Source organism: Paraburkholderia sp. BL6665CI2N2 (assembly GCF_004366535.1).
Classification (GTDB): Bacteria; Pseudomonadota; Gammaproteobacteria; order Burkholderiales; family Burkholderiaceae; genus Paraburkholderia.
Genome location: NZ_SORC01000001.1, coordinates 6,671,660 through 6,690,002, shown reverse-complemented (window position 1 = coordinate 6,690,002; position 18,343 = coordinate 6,671,660). Strand labels below are relative to the sequence as shown.

Annotated in this window: 13 protein-coding genes; 6 read left to right on the top strand and 7 right to left on the bottom strand. The window is 61.4% G+C overall.

Translation table 11 applies throughout. The annotated features are described in order from the left end of the window. Positions 1 to 81: 81 nt before the first annotated feature. Positions 82 to 1,329: an ABC transporter substrate-binding protein gene (locus B0G81_RS30000; protein WP_106279934.1), complete on the bottom strand. Its 1,248-nt coding sequence runs from the start codon at positions 1,327 to 1,329 to the stop codon at positions 82 to 84. Positions 1,330 to 1,873: 544 nt separating this feature from the next. Between B0G81_RS30000 and zwf the strand changes: the two genes are divergently transcribed. The 3 genes from zwf to B0G81_RS29985 all read left to right on the top strand — a co-directional run bounded on the left by zwf (position 1,874) and on the right by B0G81_RS29985 (position 6,119). Beyond that, positions 1,874 to 3,337, top strand: coding sequence for a glucose-6-phosphate dehydrogenase (zwf, locus tag B0G81_RS29995; RefSeq protein WP_106279932.1), 1,464 nt, complete (start codon positions 1,874 to 1,876; stop codon positions 3,335 to 3,337). Between the two features lie 180 nt (positions 3,338 to 3,517). Beyond that, positions 3,518 to 4,225 carry a 6-phosphogluconolactonase gene (pgl, locus tag B0G81_RS29990; RefSeq protein ID WP_134140388.1) on the top strand — a complete coding sequence of 236 codons (708 nt, stop codon included), beginning with the start codon at positions 3,518 to 3,520 and terminating at the stop codon, positions 4,223 to 4,225. Continuing rightward, positions 4,203 to 6,119: a bifunctional transcriptional regulator/glucokinase gene (locus tag B0G81_RS29985; protein WP_106279928.1), complete on the top strand. Its 1,917-nt coding sequence runs from the start codon at positions 4,203 to 4,205 to the stop codon at positions 6,117 to 6,119. The genes pgl and B0G81_RS29985 overlap by 23 nt, the downstream gene beginning before the upstream one ends. Positions 6,120 to 6,812: 693 nt before the next feature. On the opposite strand, the gene B0G81_RS29980 is transcribed toward B0G81_RS29985, so the two are convergent. Beyond that, positions 6,813 to 7,265 carry a hypothetical protein gene (locus B0G81_RS29980; protein WP_134143253.1) on the bottom strand — a complete coding sequence of 151 codons (453 nt, stop codon included), beginning with the start codon at positions 7,263 to 7,265 and terminating at the stop codon, positions 6,813 to 6,815. Between the two features lie 703 nt (positions 7,266 to 7,968). Here B0G81_RS29980 and B0G81_RS29975 point away from each other — a divergent pair. Continuing rightward, a complete protein-coding gene (locus B0G81_RS29975) occupies positions 7,969 to 8,895 on the top strand; it encodes a bestrophin family ion channel (protein WP_134140386.1) in 927 nt (308 codons plus the stop codon). Between the two features lie 40 nt (positions 8,896 to 8,935). Here the strand turns inward: B0G81_RS29975 and B0G81_RS29970 are convergent, their stop codons facing one another. The 5 genes from B0G81_RS29970 to apbC all read right to left on the bottom strand — a co-directional run bounded on the left by B0G81_RS29970 (position 8,936) and on the right by apbC (position 14,814). After that, on the bottom strand, positions 8,936 to 9,679 hold the full coding sequence (locus B0G81_RS29970; protein WP_243856802.1) for a lysozyme inhibitor LprI family protein: 744 nt from the start codon (positions 9,677 to 9,679) through the stop codon (positions 8,936 to 8,938). A gap of 2 nt (positions 9,680 to 9,681) precedes the next feature. Continuing rightward, positions 9,682 to 11,967, bottom strand: a complete 2,286-nt coding sequence (locus tag B0G81_RS29965) for an arginine/lysine/ornithine decarboxylase (RefSeq protein WP_106279922.1) — start codon at positions 11,965 to 11,967, stop codon at positions 9,682 to 9,684. An 87-nt stretch (positions 11,968 to 12,054) separates the two neighbouring features. Continuing rightward, on the bottom strand, positions 12,055 to 12,624 hold the full coding sequence (gene dcd / locus B0G81_RS29960) for a dCTP deaminase (RefSeq protein WP_012432068.1): 570 nt from the start codon (positions 12,622 to 12,624) through the stop codon (positions 12,055 to 12,057). A 343-nt stretch (positions 12,625 to 12,967) separates the two neighbouring features. Beyond that, positions 12,968 to 13,501 carry a superoxide dismutase family protein gene (locus tag B0G81_RS29955; RefSeq protein ID WP_106279920.1) on the bottom strand — a complete coding sequence of 178 codons (534 nt, stop codon included), beginning with the start codon at positions 13,499 to 13,501 and terminating at the stop codon, positions 12,968 to 12,970. A gap of 224 nt (positions 13,502 to 13,725) precedes the next feature. Continuing rightward, positions 13,726 to 14,814 carry an iron-sulfur cluster carrier protein ApbC gene (gene apbC, locus B0G81_RS29950; RefSeq protein WP_134140384.1) on the bottom strand — a complete coding sequence of 363 codons (1,089 nt, stop codon included), beginning with the start codon at positions 14,812 to 14,814 and terminating at the stop codon, positions 13,726 to 13,728. Between the two features lie 347 nt (positions 14,815 to 15,161). Between apbC and B0G81_RS29945 the strand changes: the two genes are divergently transcribed. Then, positions 15,162 to 15,815 (top strand): OmpA family protein, encoded by a 654-nt coding sequence (locus B0G81_RS29945; RefSeq protein WP_106279916.1) that lies wholly within the window; start codon positions 15,162 to 15,164, stop codon positions 15,813 to 15,815. Between the two features lie 363 nt (positions 15,816 to 16,178). Then, complete coding sequence (metG, locus tag B0G81_RS29940; protein ID WP_134140382.1) at positions 16,179 to 18,314, top strand: methionine--tRNA ligase; 2,136 nt, start codon at positions 16,179 to 16,181, stop codon at positions 18,312 to 18,314. The last annotated feature ends 29 nt before the right edge of the window (positions 18,315 to 18,343 follow it).

Sequence of the window (18,343 nt, the reverse complement as noted above, 5' to 3'; positions counted from 1 at the left end):
CAACCAGTGCAATCAGCGACGTGAAGGGCGCGCCCGGCGCCCGTTGCTGAACCGCCAGGCGCGCCGCTTCGCTTACTTCACTTACTTGGTCTTCGCTGCCTTCGCGAGCGCGGCAACGGCGCTCTTCGAATCCTGCTGCGAGTTCATGAACTTCGTGACCACGTCCGAGATCGCGCCGGCTGCTGCATCCGGTTGCGCCATGCCGTGTGCCAGCGAAGGCACATAGCCGCCCGACTTGATCGCCACTTGTTCATCCGCGTACGACTTCTTCGCGCAGTCGTCGAACTTGGCCATCGACACGCCCAGACGAACCGGGATGGAACCCTTGTTCAGGCTGAACTGTTCCTGGAAGTCCGGCGACATGATCGTCTTGGCCAGCGCGAGCTGACCCGGCGTGGCCGCCTTCGCGCCCTTCTGCTGGAAGAAGACGAACGAGTCGACGTTGAACGTGTAGGACTTTTCCGTGCCCGGCACCGCGGCGCAGATGTAGTCCGAGCCCGACTTCTTGCCGGCGTTGGCGAATTCGCCCTTCGCCCAGTCGCCCATGAACTGCATGCCGGCCTTGCCGTTGATGACCATGGCCGTTGCCAGGTTCCAGTCACGGCCCGTGCGGCCCGCGTCGAAGTAACCCTGGATCTTGCGGACCGTGTCGAACACGCCGACCATCTGATCCGACGTCAGCGTCTTCTCGTCGAGGTCGACCAGCGCCTTCTTGTAGAAGCCCGCGCCTTGCGACAGCACGACGTCTTCCCACAGCGTCAGGTCTTGCCACGGCTGGCCGCCCATCGCGATCGGCTGGATGCCCGCGGCTTTCATCTTGTCGGCCACCGCGAAGAACTCAGGCCACGTGGTCGGCGCCTTGCCGCCTGCCTTGTCCAGTGCTGCCTTGTTGATGTACAGCCAGTTCACGCGGTGCACCGAGAACGGCGCTGCCACGTAGTGACCGTCCGCGTGCATGATCTTGTCGATTTCCGGCGGCAGATTCTTCTTCCAGTCGCCCGCGACGGAGTCGATCGGCACCAGCACGCCTTGCGACGCCCAGTCCTGGATCAGCGGACCCTTGATCTGCGCAGCGCTCGGTGCGTTGCCCGAGATCACCTGCGTCTTGAGTGCCGTCATGGCAGCCGCGCCGGCGCCACCCGCAACCGCGAAGTCCTTCCACGTGTAACCCTGCTTCGTCATGTCGTCCTTGAGGACGCCGACGGCTTTCGATTCACCGCCCGAAGTCCACCAGTGCAACACTTCGACCGACTCGGCGGCTTGCACGGCCGAGACGCCACACATCAGACCTGCGGCGCACAAAGCGCCCATGATCGCGCGAAATTTCATTGCTTATCTCCTCCAGACACCTGAACAAAAAACAAATGGCCCCTGATGTCGCCAGGGTGCTGTGGTTGGTTCAAACAGGCAAAACACTGGGCGATCGAGCACGGTCGGGCGCATGCGCGAGGCATGTGCCGGCGGACCAATGTCCGGCCGCTGGAAGCTCAAGAGATGAGTGGTTCGGGATGCAACTGACTGTCTCCTCTTTTGATTTTTGCCTGCCCGCGTTTCGCGCGGCAGACTCGAGGTGCCTTACATGTCAACCTGGTGCCGACCATTACGGAAAGCCGCTCAACTCCCCGGCTTTCCGTAAGGCCGCCGGGGCATGCTGGCGCGTGCCGACACGCAATGTCCATTAACATGCAGGGGACGCCTGCCGATTCGGGAAAACGCGCATCTTGACTCACAGCGCACGCTTTTTTCATCGAATTAGCGCTACCTCTTGATTTGGATTGTAGTTAAACTACAATTCAGTGTCAAAAAATATTTTATCGGACTACGGTCGCGCTTTCGCTCATCTTCCGCGGCCCCAGGACATCGACGGAGACTCATGCAAACCGATTCAAGCTTCACCTTCGTTCTCTTCGGCGGAACCGGCGATCTGTCGATGCGCAAGATCCTCCCCGCACTGTTTGAAGCGCACCGTGCAGGCGGCATGCTGGCCGACAGCGGCAAGATCGTTGCGGTGGCGCGGCATGCAACGGATCGCGGCGAGTACATCCACTGGGTGAACGAGCACGTCAAGCCGCATGTGTCGAAGAACGGTGTGGACGAAGCGGCATGGTCGAGCTTTCTGGAGCGCATCGAGTTCGTGAACATCGACCTCGGCAAAGCGGAAGACTTCGTGCACTTGCGCGACGCCATACAGAACCTGCCTGGCATTCGCGTGTTCTATCTGGCTACGGGGCCGTCGCTGTTCGTGCCCATCTGCCATGCGCTGGCATCGGTTGGGCTGAACGAGAATTCGCGCATCGTGCTGGAAAAGCCGCTCGGCTACGACCTCAAGTCGTCGAATGCCATCAATGACGCGGTCGGCGAAATCTTCGCTGAAGAACAGATCTACCGGATCGACCACTACCTCGGTAAAGAACCGGTGCAGAACCTGTTGGCGCTGCGCTTCGGCAATGCGCTGTTCGAACCGCTGTGGCGTCGCGAGTGGGTCGAGAGCATTCAGATCACGATTGCCGAAGAACTCGGCGTGGAAGCGCGCGGCGACTTCTACGACAACACCGGCGCGTTGCGCGACATGGTGCAGAACCATTTGCTGCAACTGCTTTCCATCGTCGCGATGGAACCGCCGCACTCCATGGATTCGGATTCGGTACGTGACGAAAAGCTGCGCGTGCTGCGCGCTTTGAAGCCTATCGATCCGCGCGATATCGGCAAGGTCGCCGTGCGCGGCCAATATCATTCCGGCGTGATCCGCGGCACCGCGGTGCCCGCGTACGCAACCGAGCCCGGCGTGCGGCCGGACAGCACGACCGAGACTTTCGTCGCGCTGAAGGTCGAGATCGAAAACTGGCGTTGGGCCGGCGTGCCGTTTTTCCTGCGCACCGGTAAGCGCCTGGCGGATCGCGTCGCCGAGATCGTCGTGAACTTTCGTGCGGTGCCGCATTCGGCGCTCGGCGCTTCCGCATTGCGCGCCGGTGCGAACCGCCTGGTGATCCGTCTGCAGCCGAACGAAACCATTCGCCTGTACTGTCTCGCGAAGCAGCCCGGCGAGGGCATGAACCTGGCCAGCGTTCACCTCGACCTCGCGTTCGACCAGTTCTTCCGCGAAGGACAGATGGAGGCGTATCAGCGCCTTCTGCTCGACGTGATCAACGGCCGCCTCGCGCTGTTTGTGCGGCGCGACGAGCAGGAAGCCGCGTGGCGTTGGGTCGAACCGATCCTGAACGAATGGAAGGCGTCGAACAAGCCGCCCAAGCCGTACGCGTCGGGCACGTGGGGACCGGCTGCTTCGAGCGCGATGCTGGCGCAGCACGGCACCTGCTGGCTCGAAGAAGAGAATTGAATCACGGCGGCACGTCGTATTGAATGGAATATGACGCGCCGCCCGTAAGACCCACCGACGAACTGAACGGAATGGCGCCGGTATCACGAGGGCGCCTGCAAGTCATCCACTGTGCAGGCATCGCGTGAGAGCAGTACGGCACATTCCGCAGATCACACAAAAAAGCAGCACGGAGGAGAAGTGATCCAGCTTCACACTTTCGACGACCCACGCGCCCAATCCGACGCGTTGGCGAAAGCGGTCGGCGACGCGTTACATGCGTCGCTCGCCGCGCAGGCCGCCGGTTCCACCACCGGCGCGCGCCCCGCAATGCTTGCAGTGTCCGGCGGCAGCAGTCCGCGCCCGTTCCTGCAGACGTTGTCGACGCAAAGCTTCGACTGGGCGCGCATTGCCGTGACGCTGGTCGACGACCGCTGGGTGCCGGAAACGGACAGCGCGAGCAACTCGCAGCTGGTGCACGCCACGCTGTTGCAGAACGCCGCGAAGGACACCACGTTCTGGCCGCTCGTGGACACCACGCAGGATCTCAACGCGCACGTCGCCGCGCTGAACGCGGACGCGCGTTTTAGCAGCGCGCCCGACGTCGCGATTCTCGGCATGGGTGAAGACGGCCACACCGCGTCTATCTTCGCCGACTCGCCCGAATGGGATCATGCGATCACCACGACCGACCGCTTCGTTGCCGTGCATCCTGGCAGCGCGCCTCATGCGCGCGTGAGCTGGTCGATGTCCGCGTTGAAGGAAGTGAAGCATCTGTTTTTGCTGATTGCAGGACCGCGCAAGATGGACGTGCTGAATGCCGCGTCCGCTTCGCTACAAAAAAATGCCATCTCGCAGTTGGCAAACGACAAGGGAGTGAGACTCGATGTCTACTGGTGTGCAAACTAAGGCTGTTCCGGGCGCGGGCCAGCACGCCGATGGACCGAGGCTGCTGGCCGACATCGGCGGCACGAATGCGCGCTTCGCGCTGGAGACGAGCCCGGGCGAAATCGGCTCGGTGAAGGTCTATCCGTGCGCGGACTATCCGGGCGTTGCCGAAGTCATCAAAAAGTATCTGAAGGACACCAAGATCGGCCGCGTGAATCATGCGGCGATTGCGATCGCAAATCCGGTCGATGGCGATCAGGTGAGCATGACGAATCACGACTGGAGCTTTTCGATCGAGGCGACGCGGCGCGCGCTTGGTTTCGATACGCTGCTGGTGGTGAACGACTTTACCGCGCTGGCGATGGCGCTGCCTGGCCTCACTGACGCGCAGCGCGTGCAGGTGGGCGGGGGTGCGCGTCGGCCGAATAGCGTGATTGGTTTGCTTGGGCCTGGGACCGGCATGGGTGTGTCCGGTTTGATTCCCGCTGATGATCGCTGGATCGCGCTTGGCAGCGAAGGTGGTCATGCGACTTTTGCGCCGGCTGACGAACGCGAAGATATCGTGTTGCAGTACGCGCGCAAGAAGTGGTCGCATGTGTCGTTCGAGCGCGTGGCGGCGGGGCCTGGTATCGAAGTGATTTATCGCGCGCTCGCGGGTCGCGACAAGAAGCGTGTGGCGGCGAATGTCGACACGATCGAGATCGTCAAGCGTGCGCTGGAAGGCGAACCGCTGGCAGCGGAATCCGTCGATGTGTTCTGCGGCATTCTCGGCACCTTCGCGGGCAATATTGCGGTGACGCTTGGGGCGTTGGGCGGGATTTATATTGGCGGTGGTGTCGTGCCGCGGCTTGGCGAGTTCTTTTCGCGGTCGTCGTTTCGCAAGCGCTTCGAGGCTAAAGGCCGGTTCGAGGCTTATCTGCAGAACGTGCCCACTTATGTGATTACCGCTGAATATCCGGCGTTTCTGGGTGTTTCCGCGATTCTTGCCGAGCAGTTGTCGAATCGTGCGGGGGGCAGTTCATCGGCCGTGTTCGAGCGGATCCGGCAGATGCGCGATGCGTTGACGCCGGCCGAGCGACGTGTGGCTGATCTTGCGCTGAATCATCCGCGGTCGATTATCAATGATCCGATTGTCGATATCGCGCGGAAGGCGGATGTGAGTCAGCCGACTGTGATCCGGTTTTGCCGGTCGTTGGGTTGCCAGGGGTTGTCGGATTTCAAGCTGAAGCTGGCTACCGGCTTGACGGGCACTATTCCTGTTAGCCATAGTCAGGTGCATCTCGGCGATACGGCGACGGACTTCGGCGCGAAGGTGCTCGATAACACCGTGTCGGCGATTTTGCAGTTGCGCGAGCATTTGAACTTCGATCAGGTCGAGCGGGCTATTGATCTGCTGAACGGCGCGCGGCGCATCGAGTTTTATGGGCTCGGGAATTCGAATATCGTTGCTCAGGATGCGCATTACAAGTTCTTCCGGTTTGGCATTCCTACTATCGCCTACGGCGATTTGTATATGCAGGCGGCGTCGGCTGCTTTGCTTGGGAAGGGGGATGTGATCGTTGCTGTTTCCAAGTCAGGGCGCGCGCCTGAGTTGTTGCGCGTTCTTGATGTGGCTATGCAGGCCGGCGCTAAGGTGATTGCTATTACTTCGAGTAATACGCCTTTGGCTAAGCGGGCTACTGTCGCGCTTGAGACTGATCATATTGAAATTCGTGAGTCGCAATTGTCGATGATTTCGCGGATTTTGCATCTGGTTATGATTGATATTCTTGCTGTGGGGGTGGCTATTCGGCGGGCTGTGCCTAGCGCTGATGTGGCTGAGACTGTGGCTAAGGCCAGGCAAGGGGCTGATGATGATGCTAGTGCTGTGCTCGATTGGTTGAGTCATGGGGCGGCTTCTTCGGCTAGGGATTGAGGTTTGAGGTTTGAGGATTGAGGTTTTTGGTCTGCGCCGCGGGTTTGGGTGTTTTTGTGGTGTTGGCCTTTCCTTGATTTGTTAGTGGTCCATTAGTGTTGCCCCTGTGCGGGGCGGCACCTACTTTTCTTTGCCGGCCGCAAAGAGAAGTAAGCAAGAGAAAGCGGCTCACACCGCTAATTCTTAAGCGGGTCCCCCGCACAGTCGCGGTAGTGGTTCATCTGGAATCTGTGCTCTCGCACATTTCGCTTTCGTGACAAGGCGCTCATTCTTCCCGCCTCGCGCAACGCGCTCGCCGGAAGGGTCCGCTTGAAGTCCGTGGGTTTCGCCGTGCGCAGTGCGGACCGTCGGCTTCGCCTCGGCGATGTGCTGTTGGAGGCTTTCGGATCTTTAAGCGGGGTTGCGTCGGAAACCGTTTGCGCTGACTCAGTGCATTCGCGGCCACCACGGCACGCGCTTCGCGTCGTGCCGCAGTACCCTCGGAATGCGAAAGACGCATGCCTCTTTCTTCATGGCCGCAGTGCGACGCCGCAGGTCGCGGGTCGCGGGTCGTTGCTCATCGCTCATCGCTCGTCGCTCGTCGCTCGTGCTCGTGGCTCACGGGTCACGGGTACGGCTCACGGCTCGTGGCTCGTGGCCCACGGCTTGTGGCTTGTGGCTTGTGGCTTGTGGCTTGTGGCTTGTGGCTCGCCGTCAGTGTGCTGCCGCCGTGCGACGCGAGACCGTTTTGAATTGCATCTGCTTGTTCACCGTCCGCCTCGTTGCGCCGATACGCTCACAGCCACCCGCCGCTGTCCGCGCAGCCTTTGCCAAGAGGTCCGCTGCGCGGCGCGCCGTGATCCGGCTTTCGGGAATGCCCTTCGCGTCGAGTGCGATGACCTGGTATAACTCGCGGTCAATCTCGACTTCGCGGTGGTAGTCCTCGACGGTGTCCAACAGCAGTTCCAGCAGTTTCCGCTGGCGGTGCCTTTCTTCCCGCGTCACCGCCGGACTCCTAACTATCGATGCCACAAACGTGACCAGCTTGTCCAGTTGACCTAGCTGCCGTTCAACATGTCCGAAAGCGGACAAGGCCAGTTTTTCGTATTGAAGCGCGTCTACGGGTGGGCGCGACGTAGTGCGTGAACTCTTGACGGATTTACTCATGGCGCGATCTCCCTGAAACTTACCTGGATCGCCCGACACGCGCTTGCAAGGTGGTGAGCGGGCACAGTGACAAGGTTGGCGGCCGTTACCAAACCGGCAGGCCCGAAGGCCTCCCCATCAAGGCCCGCCCATAAGACGTGCTGAGACAGACATACGCCCTGCCAACGCAGGCGCGTGTTTGGTAGCAGGCCGCCAAGCCTGGCCGTCGTTGTTTTGACGGCGAATTGAGTTTAAACGTCTTGCTTCACGAGTGATCACCCGCACGAGCTAAAAGCCGCCCCCCAGCAAGATTTCTGAAATTTCCCAAGCACGCTCACGAACGAAGTACTACAACGCAGCAGAAACGCCAGAAAAAAACGAAGCGACTGGTTGAAGAACGACCACGACGGCGCGCGCAGCGCCGCCGGAAGAATGAGCGCCTTGTCACGAAAGCGAAATGTGCGAGAGCACAGATTCCAGATGAACCACTACCGCGACTGTGCGGGGGACCCGCTTAAGAACTAGCGGTGTGAGCCGCTTTCTTTTGCCTACTTTTCTTTGCGGCCGGCAAAGAAAAGTAGGTGCCGCCCCGCACAGGGGCAACACTAATGGACCACTAACAAATCAAGGAAAGGCCAAAGCCCAGAGCCCAAACCCCAAACATCCCCCAACGCCCAAAAAAGCGATAATAGAAACCCCGAAGCGCCGCAGGCAAAAAAACCAGATGATCATCCGCCCCCACGTCCATTGGTTCCGCATGCTGCTAGCCTGGCGAGGCTCCGTCCTCCCGCAATTGCTACCGCGCCTCGCGCTGATCTTCTGCATCTCGATAGTCGCAGTAGCAGCCCACGACCACCTGCTCCCGATCTCGCTAAACCTCAACACCACAGCGCCCTTCTCGCTAATAGGCATAGCGTTAGCGGTATTTCTAGGCTTCAGAAACAACGCCAGCTACGACCGCTGGTGGGAAGCCCGCAAACTGTGGGGTCAACTGCTGAACGAATCGCGCTCACTCATCCGCCAGGCGCTCACCCTGCCGGCAAAACAGCTGCCAAAAGAAGACCTCAAAGAATTTACAGCAGCACTCAGCGCTCTCCCGCACGCGCTGCGTCACCAACTCCGCAAAAGCGACCCAACCGCAGACCTCGCCGAACGCCTGCCGCCCACCCTGTTCGCCCGCGTCGTAGCATCGCGCTACAAACCGGCTGCCTTGATGCTTTGCCTCGGCGAATGGGTGCAACGCCACGCCAAAACAGGCGCGATCGACCCAATGGCCGTCATCGCCTTCGATCGAAATCTGAATGGAATCTCGGATGTGATCGGCGGATGCGAGCGCATCGCTTCAACGCCGCTGCCGTTCGCCTATTCGGTGATGATTCACCGCACGGTGTATTTCTTCTGCGCGTCCCTGCCGTTCGGACTGGTGGACAGTATCGGCATCTTCACGCCCGTCTTCGCGGTCTTCGTGGCGTACACGTTCATGGCGCACGAAGCCATTGCATCGCAAATCGAAGAGCCTTTCGGCACCGACGACAACGACCTCGCGCTCAACATGATGTCCGTAGTGATCGAGGACTCAATGCGCGACCTGCTCGGCGAACCAGCCATCAAGTTGCCAAGCCCAGAAGCAGAAGGCTATATGCTCGATTGAGCATCGCTTCTGCCAAAGCGGATCGTCGGGCGCTCAACGCTCAGCTATTGCCGACCGTCTCCGACAATCGCTTGAGCGTGGCCACCCGCGCGCCAATGATATCGATACGACCACGCTCATCGACCACCGGCGTCGTAGCATTCAGATATGCGGTCCAAGCCCTCTGCGCGCGTGTCAGCGTCGGACGCGTACGCACCGGCATCTTCGACTGCAAACGTCGGTAATAGCGGTTCAGATCGAACATCGCATGCTCGCATTGTGCGTCCGCGCTGCACGCACGCACACGGCGCGGCGGATCGCCGCCGGCGCTCGCCTTCGCCAGCGCGCTGCGCAGCGCGAGCGCGCGGTCACGCACCGGCTGCAATTGCATGTCAGCTTCGGCAAGCACGTACATCGAGCCGTGCGTCGTGGCAAACACGGCTGCGAGCAACTGCTTCTCGGCATCGCGTGAAGCTTGCCAGCTCGCCTGGCTCTTTTCCCACTGCTTGCGCCGCGCGGGCGGCAACTTCTGTTGAAGCTGCTGCCACGCGTTATCGAGCGCGGTCTTCCAGCCGATCCGCGCATTGTCCATGCACTGCACTTGCCCCGTCGTCGACGACATGTCGCCGCGCGCAAGGCACGTACGCATCGACGCATCGATCGGATCGGCCGCGGCAACCTCGGCATGCGCCGGCAACGACGCCGCGCCGAACACCGCCGCCGAAGCCAGCGCCAACGCACCGAACGCGCGCCGCGCGCCGCGAACGCCAACGCCGGCCGCCAACAGGGACGTCACCCGCAACATCATCAACCGCGAACGCAATCGACGAAGTATTCGATGCGCCCATTGATCGTTTCGCCGACAAGTCCATGGATATCCGTATGGAACCCCGGAAAGCGCTCGTTGAATTCCCGCGCGAAACGCAAATAGTTGACGATGGTCTTGTTGAAGCGCTCGCCCGGAATCAGCAGCGGAATACCCGGCGGATACGGCGTCAACAGGATCGACGTGACGCGGCCTTCGAGCTCGTCGATAGGCACGCGGTCGATCTCGCGGTGCGCGAGCTTGGCGAAGGCATCCGACGGCTTCATGGCCGGTTCCATGCTCGACAGGTACATCTCCGTCGTCAATCGGGCGATGTCGTTCGCGCGGTAGACGCTATGAATCTGCTGGCACAGATCGCGCAGGCCGATGCGCTCGTACATCGGATGATGCGAGACGAACTCGGGCAGCACGCGCCACAACGGCTGGTTGTTGTCGTAGTCGTCCTTGAATTGCTGAAGTTCGGTAACCATCGAATTCCAGCGGCCCTTCGTAATGCCGATCGTGAACATGATGAAGAACGAATACAGCCCGGTCTTCTCGACGATGATGCCGTGTTCCGCCAGATACTTCGTGACGATCGCAGCCGGAATGCCCGTCTCGCCGAAGCCGCCGCCCATGTCCAGACCCGGCGTGACAATGGTCGCCTTGATCGGGTCGAGCATGTTGAAGTTTTCGGCGAGCGGCCCGAAGCCGTGCCACGCGTCGTTCGGGCGCAGCATCCAGTCTTCGCGCGAACCGATGCCTTCCTCGGCGAACTGGTCCGGGCCCCACACCTTGAAGAACCAGTCGTCGCCGTATTCGGCGTCGACCTTGATCATGGCGCGGCGGAAATCGAGCGCTTCGGCAATTGATTCTTCCACGAGCGCGGGGCCGCCCGGCGCTTCCATCATGGCCGCGGCCACATCGCACGAGGCGATGATCGCGTACTGCGGGCTGGTCGACGTGTGCATCAGATACGCTTCATTGAAGCGATGCTTGTCGAAGCGGCTGTTCTTCGAATCCTGCACGACGATCTGCGAAGCCTGTGAAATGCCGGCCAGCAGCTTGTGCGTGGAGTGCGTGGCGAACACCATCGCGCCGATCCGCGGACGCCCCGCGCCGATCGCGTGCATATCCTGATAGAACTCGTGGAATTCCGCGTGCGGCAGCCAGGCTTCGTCGAAGTGCAACGTGTCGAGCCAGTCGCCGAGCATTTCCTTGATCATCTCGACGTTGTAGATCACACCGTCGTACGTGCTTTGCGTGATCGTCAGAATGCGCGGCTTGAGATCCGGATTCTTCGCGAGCGCTTCGCGGGCGAACGGATTCGCGAGGATCTTCTTCTTGATGTTTTCCGGCTCGAACTCGCTGCGCGGAATCGGACCGATGATGCCGAAGTTGTTGCGCGTAGGCGTGAGGAACACCGGAATCGCACCGGTCATCGTGATCGCGTGCAGGATCGATTTGTGGCAGTTGCGGTCCACCAGCACGATATCGCCCGGCGCGACCGTGCCGTGCCAGACGATCTTGTTCGAGGTCGACGTGCCGTTGGTCACGAAGAACACGTGATCCGCGCTGAAGATGCGTGCCGCGTTGCGTTCCGAAGCCGCCACCGGTCCCGTGTGGTCGAGCAACTGGCCGAGTTCGTCCACGGCATTGCACACGTCCGCGCGCAGCATGTTCTCACCGAAGAACTGGTGGAACATCTGGCCGAGCGGGCTCTTCAGGAATGCAACGCCGCCCGAGTGTCCCGGGCAGTGCCACGAGTACGAGCCTTCGTCCGCGTACTGCACCAGTTCCTTGAAGAACGGCGGCGCGAGCGAATCCAGATACACCTTGGTCTCGCGGATGATGTGGCGCGCCACGAACTCCGGTGTGTCCTCGAACATGTGGATGAAGCCGTGCAGTTCGCGCAGAATGTCGTTCGGCAAGTGGCGCGAGGTGCGCGTTTCGCCGTACAGGAAGATCGGAATGTCGGCGTTGCGGCGGCGCACTTCGGTCACGAACGCCCGCAGCGCGACGATCGCCGCGGCCAGCTCCGGCGTTTCGCCTTCCACCACCACGTTATCGACGTACGGCAGCAACTCGTCGTCGTCGATCGAGAGGATGAAGCACGAGGCGCGGCTCGACTGCTGCGCGAACGACGTCAGATCGCCGTAGCTCGTCAACCCGAGCACTTCCGCGCCTTCTTTCTCGATGGCTTCGGCCAGAGCGCGGATGCCGGAACCCGAGATGTTCTCGGAGCGGAAATCTTCGTCGATGATGACGACGGGAAAACGAAACTTCATGGGCGATTCTCCAAAAAGAACGACCGCTGCATTCTGTCAATGGCAGCGGTCACCCGGTATAGCTGGTGGGTCAGTGCGCTGCCGACGTCACGTTTTCGGCAACGTGACGCCGTGCTGACCTTGATATTTGCCGCCGCGATCCGCGTACGACGTTTCACAAATTTCGTCGCTTTCGAAAAACAGCACTTGAGCGACGCCTTCGTTCGCGTAGATTTTCGCAGGCAAAGGTGTCGTATTCGAGAATTCGAGCGTGACGTGCCCTTCCCATTCCGGCTCGAACGGCGTCACGTTGACGATGATCCCGCAACGCGCATACGTGGACTTGCCCAGACACACGGTCAGGACGCTGCGCGGAATGCGGAAGTACTCCACCGTGCGCGCGAGCGCGAACGAATTCGGCGGGATGATGCAGACGTCGCCCTTGAAGTCGACAAACGACTTCTCGTCGAAATTCTTCGGATCGACGATAGTCGAGTTGATGTTCGTGAAGATCTTGAATTCGTCGGCGCAGCGGATGTCGTAGCCGTAGCTCGACGTGCCGTAGCTGACAATCTTCCGGCCGTCTTCGGAGACGCGAACCTGATCGGGCGCGAACGGCTCGATCATGTTGTGCGACGCGGCCATGCGCCGGATCCACTTGTCGGATTTGATAGTCATAGGTGAACGCTGCTCGACGTGAATGACAGAGATGTGACGGATAACAACCCGGTAACTGCCGGGTTACTTTCGGCTTGCTGCGCGCCTGCTTTGCGCTGACTTCGCGGAAGCGGTCCGGGCGGCGTGCCGTTCAGGCGCCCTACGCTTGCCCTTCGGCGCGTCCCGCCCATGCGGCAGAACAGGCCTTCCGGCGTGCCAGCCGAACGAAAGGCGCTCATTTTACGCGATCGTGAGAATGCTGCCGCAGGTTAGCTTCAGAAGCGGTCCGATACCTGTTTCAAGACCGCCTGACCGGACGCTGGCAGCCTGTACCTGGGCCTTGATCACGCAGATTCCCCAACGCTCACTGACGAATCAATCCGCAGGCGAGCGCGGGACCTGCGCCATGTTGCGGATAGGCGTAGGGATCGGTCGCGTCGTGATGCAGCAGAACCGCGCGCTGCAACACCGAGCGGATGCCGTCGAGCGAGACGTCCGGTGCAACGATGAAGCCCGTGGCCACGCCGTTCGCGTCCGCGTGAATATTGCCGAGGTCGCCCTCGACGCGCGCGCCCGATTTCAGACGCTCCGCGGCCGGCGAAAACACCTGGCCGGCGCTGGAACCGTCGGCGGCATTGCAGTCGCCGCGCTCGTGCACTTGCAACGCGTGGTCGCTATTGGGCTGCATGCCCGCGAGATTGTAGGTAACCTGCACGCCGTCCGAGCGCTCGATGAACGTGACGAGACCGCGCGCCTGATTGCCCACGGTGGGCAGCAACTGCGCGTCCGCACGTTTTTCCTGTGGTCTCAGGAACGCGCTACAGCCGCATAACAGCACACTGCTGGCAGCCAGGACGATGAACGCATGCACCGCCTGCCCGTCGATTCGTTTTCCCATGCGATCCTCTTGCCGGCCTGGTGGCCGCCCCTGCGGCCGCCGAGCCGAACTTGTGAAGTCGACATGATACCGCGAGACCAGGCCAAAACAGACGCCTTGGCCCCTTGTCTGAACGGCTGATCAAGCGGGGCCCCTCGAACCCGGCGCGTCACGCCGGCCCGCCCGAGGGCGTGATCCTCAAGGAGACTTCCCACGCGGCAAAAAACCTGGCGCAGTGCGTTATCTCAGGTGTTCTGGACCACGATATTGGGAAACTTCGACGTCATGTCGCGAGCGCGTTCGGCGATATGGATCGCCACCTTGCGCGCGATCGACCGATAGATTTCCGCGATACGTCCCTGCGGGTCGGCCACCACGGTCGGTTTGCCCGAGTCGGCCTGCTCGCGGATCGCGATGTCGAGCGGCAGGCTGCCGAGCACGTCGACGCCGTACTCCTTGCCCATGCGCTCGCCGCCGCCAGCGCCGAAAATATGCTCTTCATGGCCGCAATTCGAGCAGATATGCATACCCATGTTCTCAACGATGCCGAGAATCGGAATGCCCACCTTCTCGAACATCTTGAGGCCCTTCTTCGCGTCGAGCAGCGCGATGTCTTGCGGCGTGGTGACGATCACCGCACCCGTCACCGGGACGCGTTGCGAGAGCGTGAGCTGAATGTCGCCGGTGCCCGGCGGCATGTCGACAATCAGGTAGTCGAGATCGTTCCAGTTCGTCTGCCGCAGCAGTTGTTCCAACGCGGAAGTCGCCATCGGTCCACGCCACACCATCGGGTTGTCCTGCTCGATCAGAAAGCCGATCGAATTGGCCTGCAGGCCGTGGCCGGTCATCGGGTTCATCGACTTCTCGTCCGGCGACTCGGGGCGGCCGACGATGCCGAGCATCATCGGCAGCGACGGGCCGTAGATGTCCGCGTCGAGAATACCGACCGACGCGCCTTCGCTCGCCAGCGCCAGCGCAAGATTCACAGCGGTCGTGCTTTTGCCGACACCGCCCTTGCCCGACGCCACCGCGACGATATTCTTAACGTTCGGCAACAGTTTCACGCCACGCTGCACGGTGTGCGCCGCGATCTGCTGCGACAGCTGGACACGCACGTCCGCCACGCCTGGCACGGCGCGCAGCGCATCGGAAAATTGCGCGCGGATCGCGTCGAATTGGCGCATGGCCGGATAGCCGAGTACCACGTCGACGCTGACCGTGTCACCCTGCACGGCGACGTTCCTGATGTTCTTGGCGGCTGCGTACGGCCGGCCGGTGTTGGGGTCAGCGACGGCTGCGAGGGCAGCGTCGACCAATGCCCGATCGATACTCATTGACACTCCGTGGGGAACACCTGCGGCGCAGCGGAATCGAAGTCTCGGCCACGCGCCGGAATTTGAAAGAAATTGTTAGACAGCATTGCGAAAACCAGGCGTGCCGGGCACCCTTCGGGCAGGCGGAACGCCATGGGGGCCGCATCGCTGCGTGCTTCAGTCATTATTGTAGTGGCTGACGCCACGGCGTGCCGGAAGACCCTTTTTTACTGTCGGACCGAGGCTGAACAGGGCGTAAGACTTTTCGTATCGGTGAACCGACGGCTTCATGGCCGTCATCTTCGCCAGATAAATTTGTTTGGTCGCGCCTTGCTCGCCTGACTCGCTTCACTCAAGAGGAATCAAAAATGAATGCAAAAATCATGACTCGCCTGGCAGTCTTCGCGGTTGCCGGTTCATTGCTGGCCGGCTGCGCGAGCCAACAGGGCACGAACACGGCTGTCGGTACTGGTGTGGGCGCCGGCACCGGCGCGGCGCTGGGCGCGATCTTCGGCGGCGGCAAGGGCGCGGCGATCGGCGCGGGCGTCGGCGCGGCGGTGGGCGGCATCACCGGCTACAACTGGCAAGCCATTCACAACAAGCTGTCGGGCGCCACCAAGGGCACCGGCACGCAAATCACCGAACAGCCGGACGGTTCGCTCAAGCTGAACATTCCGAGCTCGGTCACGTTCGACACCAACAGCTACGCAGTCAAGCCGTCGTTCGCGCCGGTGCTGGATCAACTGACGCAAACCATGCAGCAGAATCCGGAACTGATCGCACAAGTGATCGGCTATACGGACAGCACGGGCCAGCCGGCCTACAACCAGACGCTGTCGGTGAACCGTGCGGAAAGCGTGACGGGTTACCTGGGCCAACGTGGCGTCGCGCCGCAACGCCTGTCGGCACAAGGCATGGGCCAGAACCAGCCGATCGCCGACAACAACACCGAAGCCGGCCGTGCCGCGAACCGCCGCGTGGAAATCTATCTGCGCGCTACGGCTCAGCACACCACGCAATAAGGACGAGACCGAGGGAGATTGAGAAAGCCGGTCGCCGGGGTTGGACCTTCGGCGACCGTTATGCTTTGGAAAGCCGTGAAAGGCGGCGGAAAAGAAACTCGCAGGGGAACGAAAAAAATTTCGAACTCTGCCGAAAATCCGCTGTCTGTCTTTACGGTACGTGGCTGGCGAAGCCGCCGCGTCACCATTCTCCTCTTGTCGTTGTTGCTCCGGGGTTAATAGCCCCGGTTTTTTTTTGGGCGCTCGGTTTACACACCGTCCGGCCCGCAGCGACTCACGCCGCGCCCAGGCGGCCCGCCCCGCGCCGGGCGCCTGCCCTGCTAGAATCAACCTTTCGTCCCACCGCAGGCTCCCACCATCCTTATGTCAGCACCCGTAACCGATCTCTCCGCAGGCGCGCCGTCAGGCCGTCGCCAGATTCTCGTCACGTCGGCCCTTCCGTATGCGAACGGGCAAATCCATATTGGCCATCTGGTCGAATATATCCAGACGGACATCTGGGTCCGGACGTTGCGAATGCACGGACACGAGGTCTATTACGTGGGCGCCGACGACACGCACGGCACGCCTATCATGTTGCGCGCGGAGAAGGAAGGTCTCACGCCGAAGCAGTTGATCGACCGCGTCTGGCAGGAACACAAGCGCGACTTCGACAGCTTCGGAATTTCGTTCGACAATTACTACTCGACCGACTCCGAAGAGAACCGCGTTCTCAGCGAAAACGTCTATGTCGCGCTCAAGGAAGCGGGCCTGATCGACGCGCGCGATATCGAACAGGCGTATGACCCGGTCAAGGAAATGTTCCTGCCGGATCGCTTCATCAAGGGCGAATGTCCGAAATGCGGCGCCAAAGACCAGTATGGCGACAGCTGCGAAGTATGCGGCTCGACTTACCTGCCCACCGAGCTGATCAATCCCTACTCGGTCGTCTCCGGCGCCACGCCGATTCGCAAGACGTCGACGCACTATTTCTTCCGCCTCTCCGATCCGCGTTGCGAGAATTTCCTGCGCGCATGGGTGGGCGGCCTGGCCCAGCCGGAAGCCACCAACAAGATGCGCGAGTGGCTCGGCGACGCCGGCGAAGCCAAGCTCGCCGACTGGGACATCTCGCGCGACGCGCCGTATTTCGGCTTCGAGATTCCGGGCGCGCCGGGCAAGTATTTCTACGTGTGGCTGGACGCGCCGGTCGGCTATTACGCGAGCTTCAAGAACCTCGCCGAAAAGCGCGGCCTTGACTTCGACGCGTGGGTTCGCAAGGGTTCGACGGCTGAGCAGTACCACTTCATCGGCAAAGACATTCTGTATTTCCACACGCTGTTCTGGCCAGCCATGCTCGAGTTTTCGGGCCACCGTACGCCGACCAACGTGTTCGCGCACGGTTTCCTGACCGTGGACGGCGCGAAGATGTCGAAGTCGCGCGGCACCTTCATCACCGCGCAGAGCGTGATCGACACGGGCCTGAATCCGGAATGGCTGCGCTACTACTTCGCGGCCAAGCTGAACAGCACGATGGAAGACCTCGACCTGAACCTCGACGACTTCCAGGCGCGCGTGAACAGCGATCTGGTCGGCAAGTATGTGAACATCGCGAGCCGCGCCGCCGGCTTCCTGATCAAGCGCTTCGACGGCCGCGTGCAGGACAGCGCGATGCAGCATCCGTTGCTCGCCTCGCTGCGCGCCGCCGTGCCGCAAATCGCCGCGAACTACGAAGCGCGCGAGTACAACCGCGCGCTGCGTCAGACCATGGAACTGGCCGACGCCGTGAACGCATACGTCGATACCGCCAAGCCGTGGGATCAGGCCAAAGATCCGGCGAACGGCGTCGCGTTGCATGAAACGTGCAGCGTGAGCATCGAAGCGTTCCGTCTGCTGTCGCTGGCGCTCAAGCCGGTGCTGCCGAAGCTCGCCGAAGCGGTCGAAGGCTTCCTCGGCATCGAACCGCTGGTATGGGCCGACGCCAACGTGCCGCTCAGCTCCACGCGCCCGATCAACGCGTACAAACATTTGATGACGCGCGTCGATTCGAAGCAGATCGACGCGCTGATTGCAGCCAATAGCGACTCGCTGCAAGCCACGCCGGAAGCAACCGCGCCGGCCGATGCCAAAGGCAAGTCGAAGGCAGCGAAAGCAGCCGCCGCCGACAAGGACGAAACGTCCGGCACCATCTCGATCGACGACTTCGCGAAAATCGATTTGCGCATTGCGAAGATCGTCGAGTGCAAGGCGGTGGAGGGATCGGACAAGCTGCTGCAGCTTACGCTCGACATAGGCGAAGAGAAAACCCGCAACGTGTTTTCGGGCATCAAGTCGGCGTATCAGCCGGAGCAACTGGTCGGCAAGCTGACGGTGATGGTCGCGAATCTCGCGCCGCGCAAGATGAAGTTCGGCCTGTCCGAAGGCATGGTGCTGGCCGCCTCCGCCACCGACGAAAAAGCGGAACCGGGCCTGTACATTCTGGAGCCGCACAGCGGCGCGAAGCCGGGCATGCGCGTGAAGTAAGAAGCGCGCGGCGTCTCACGCAGCAAGCA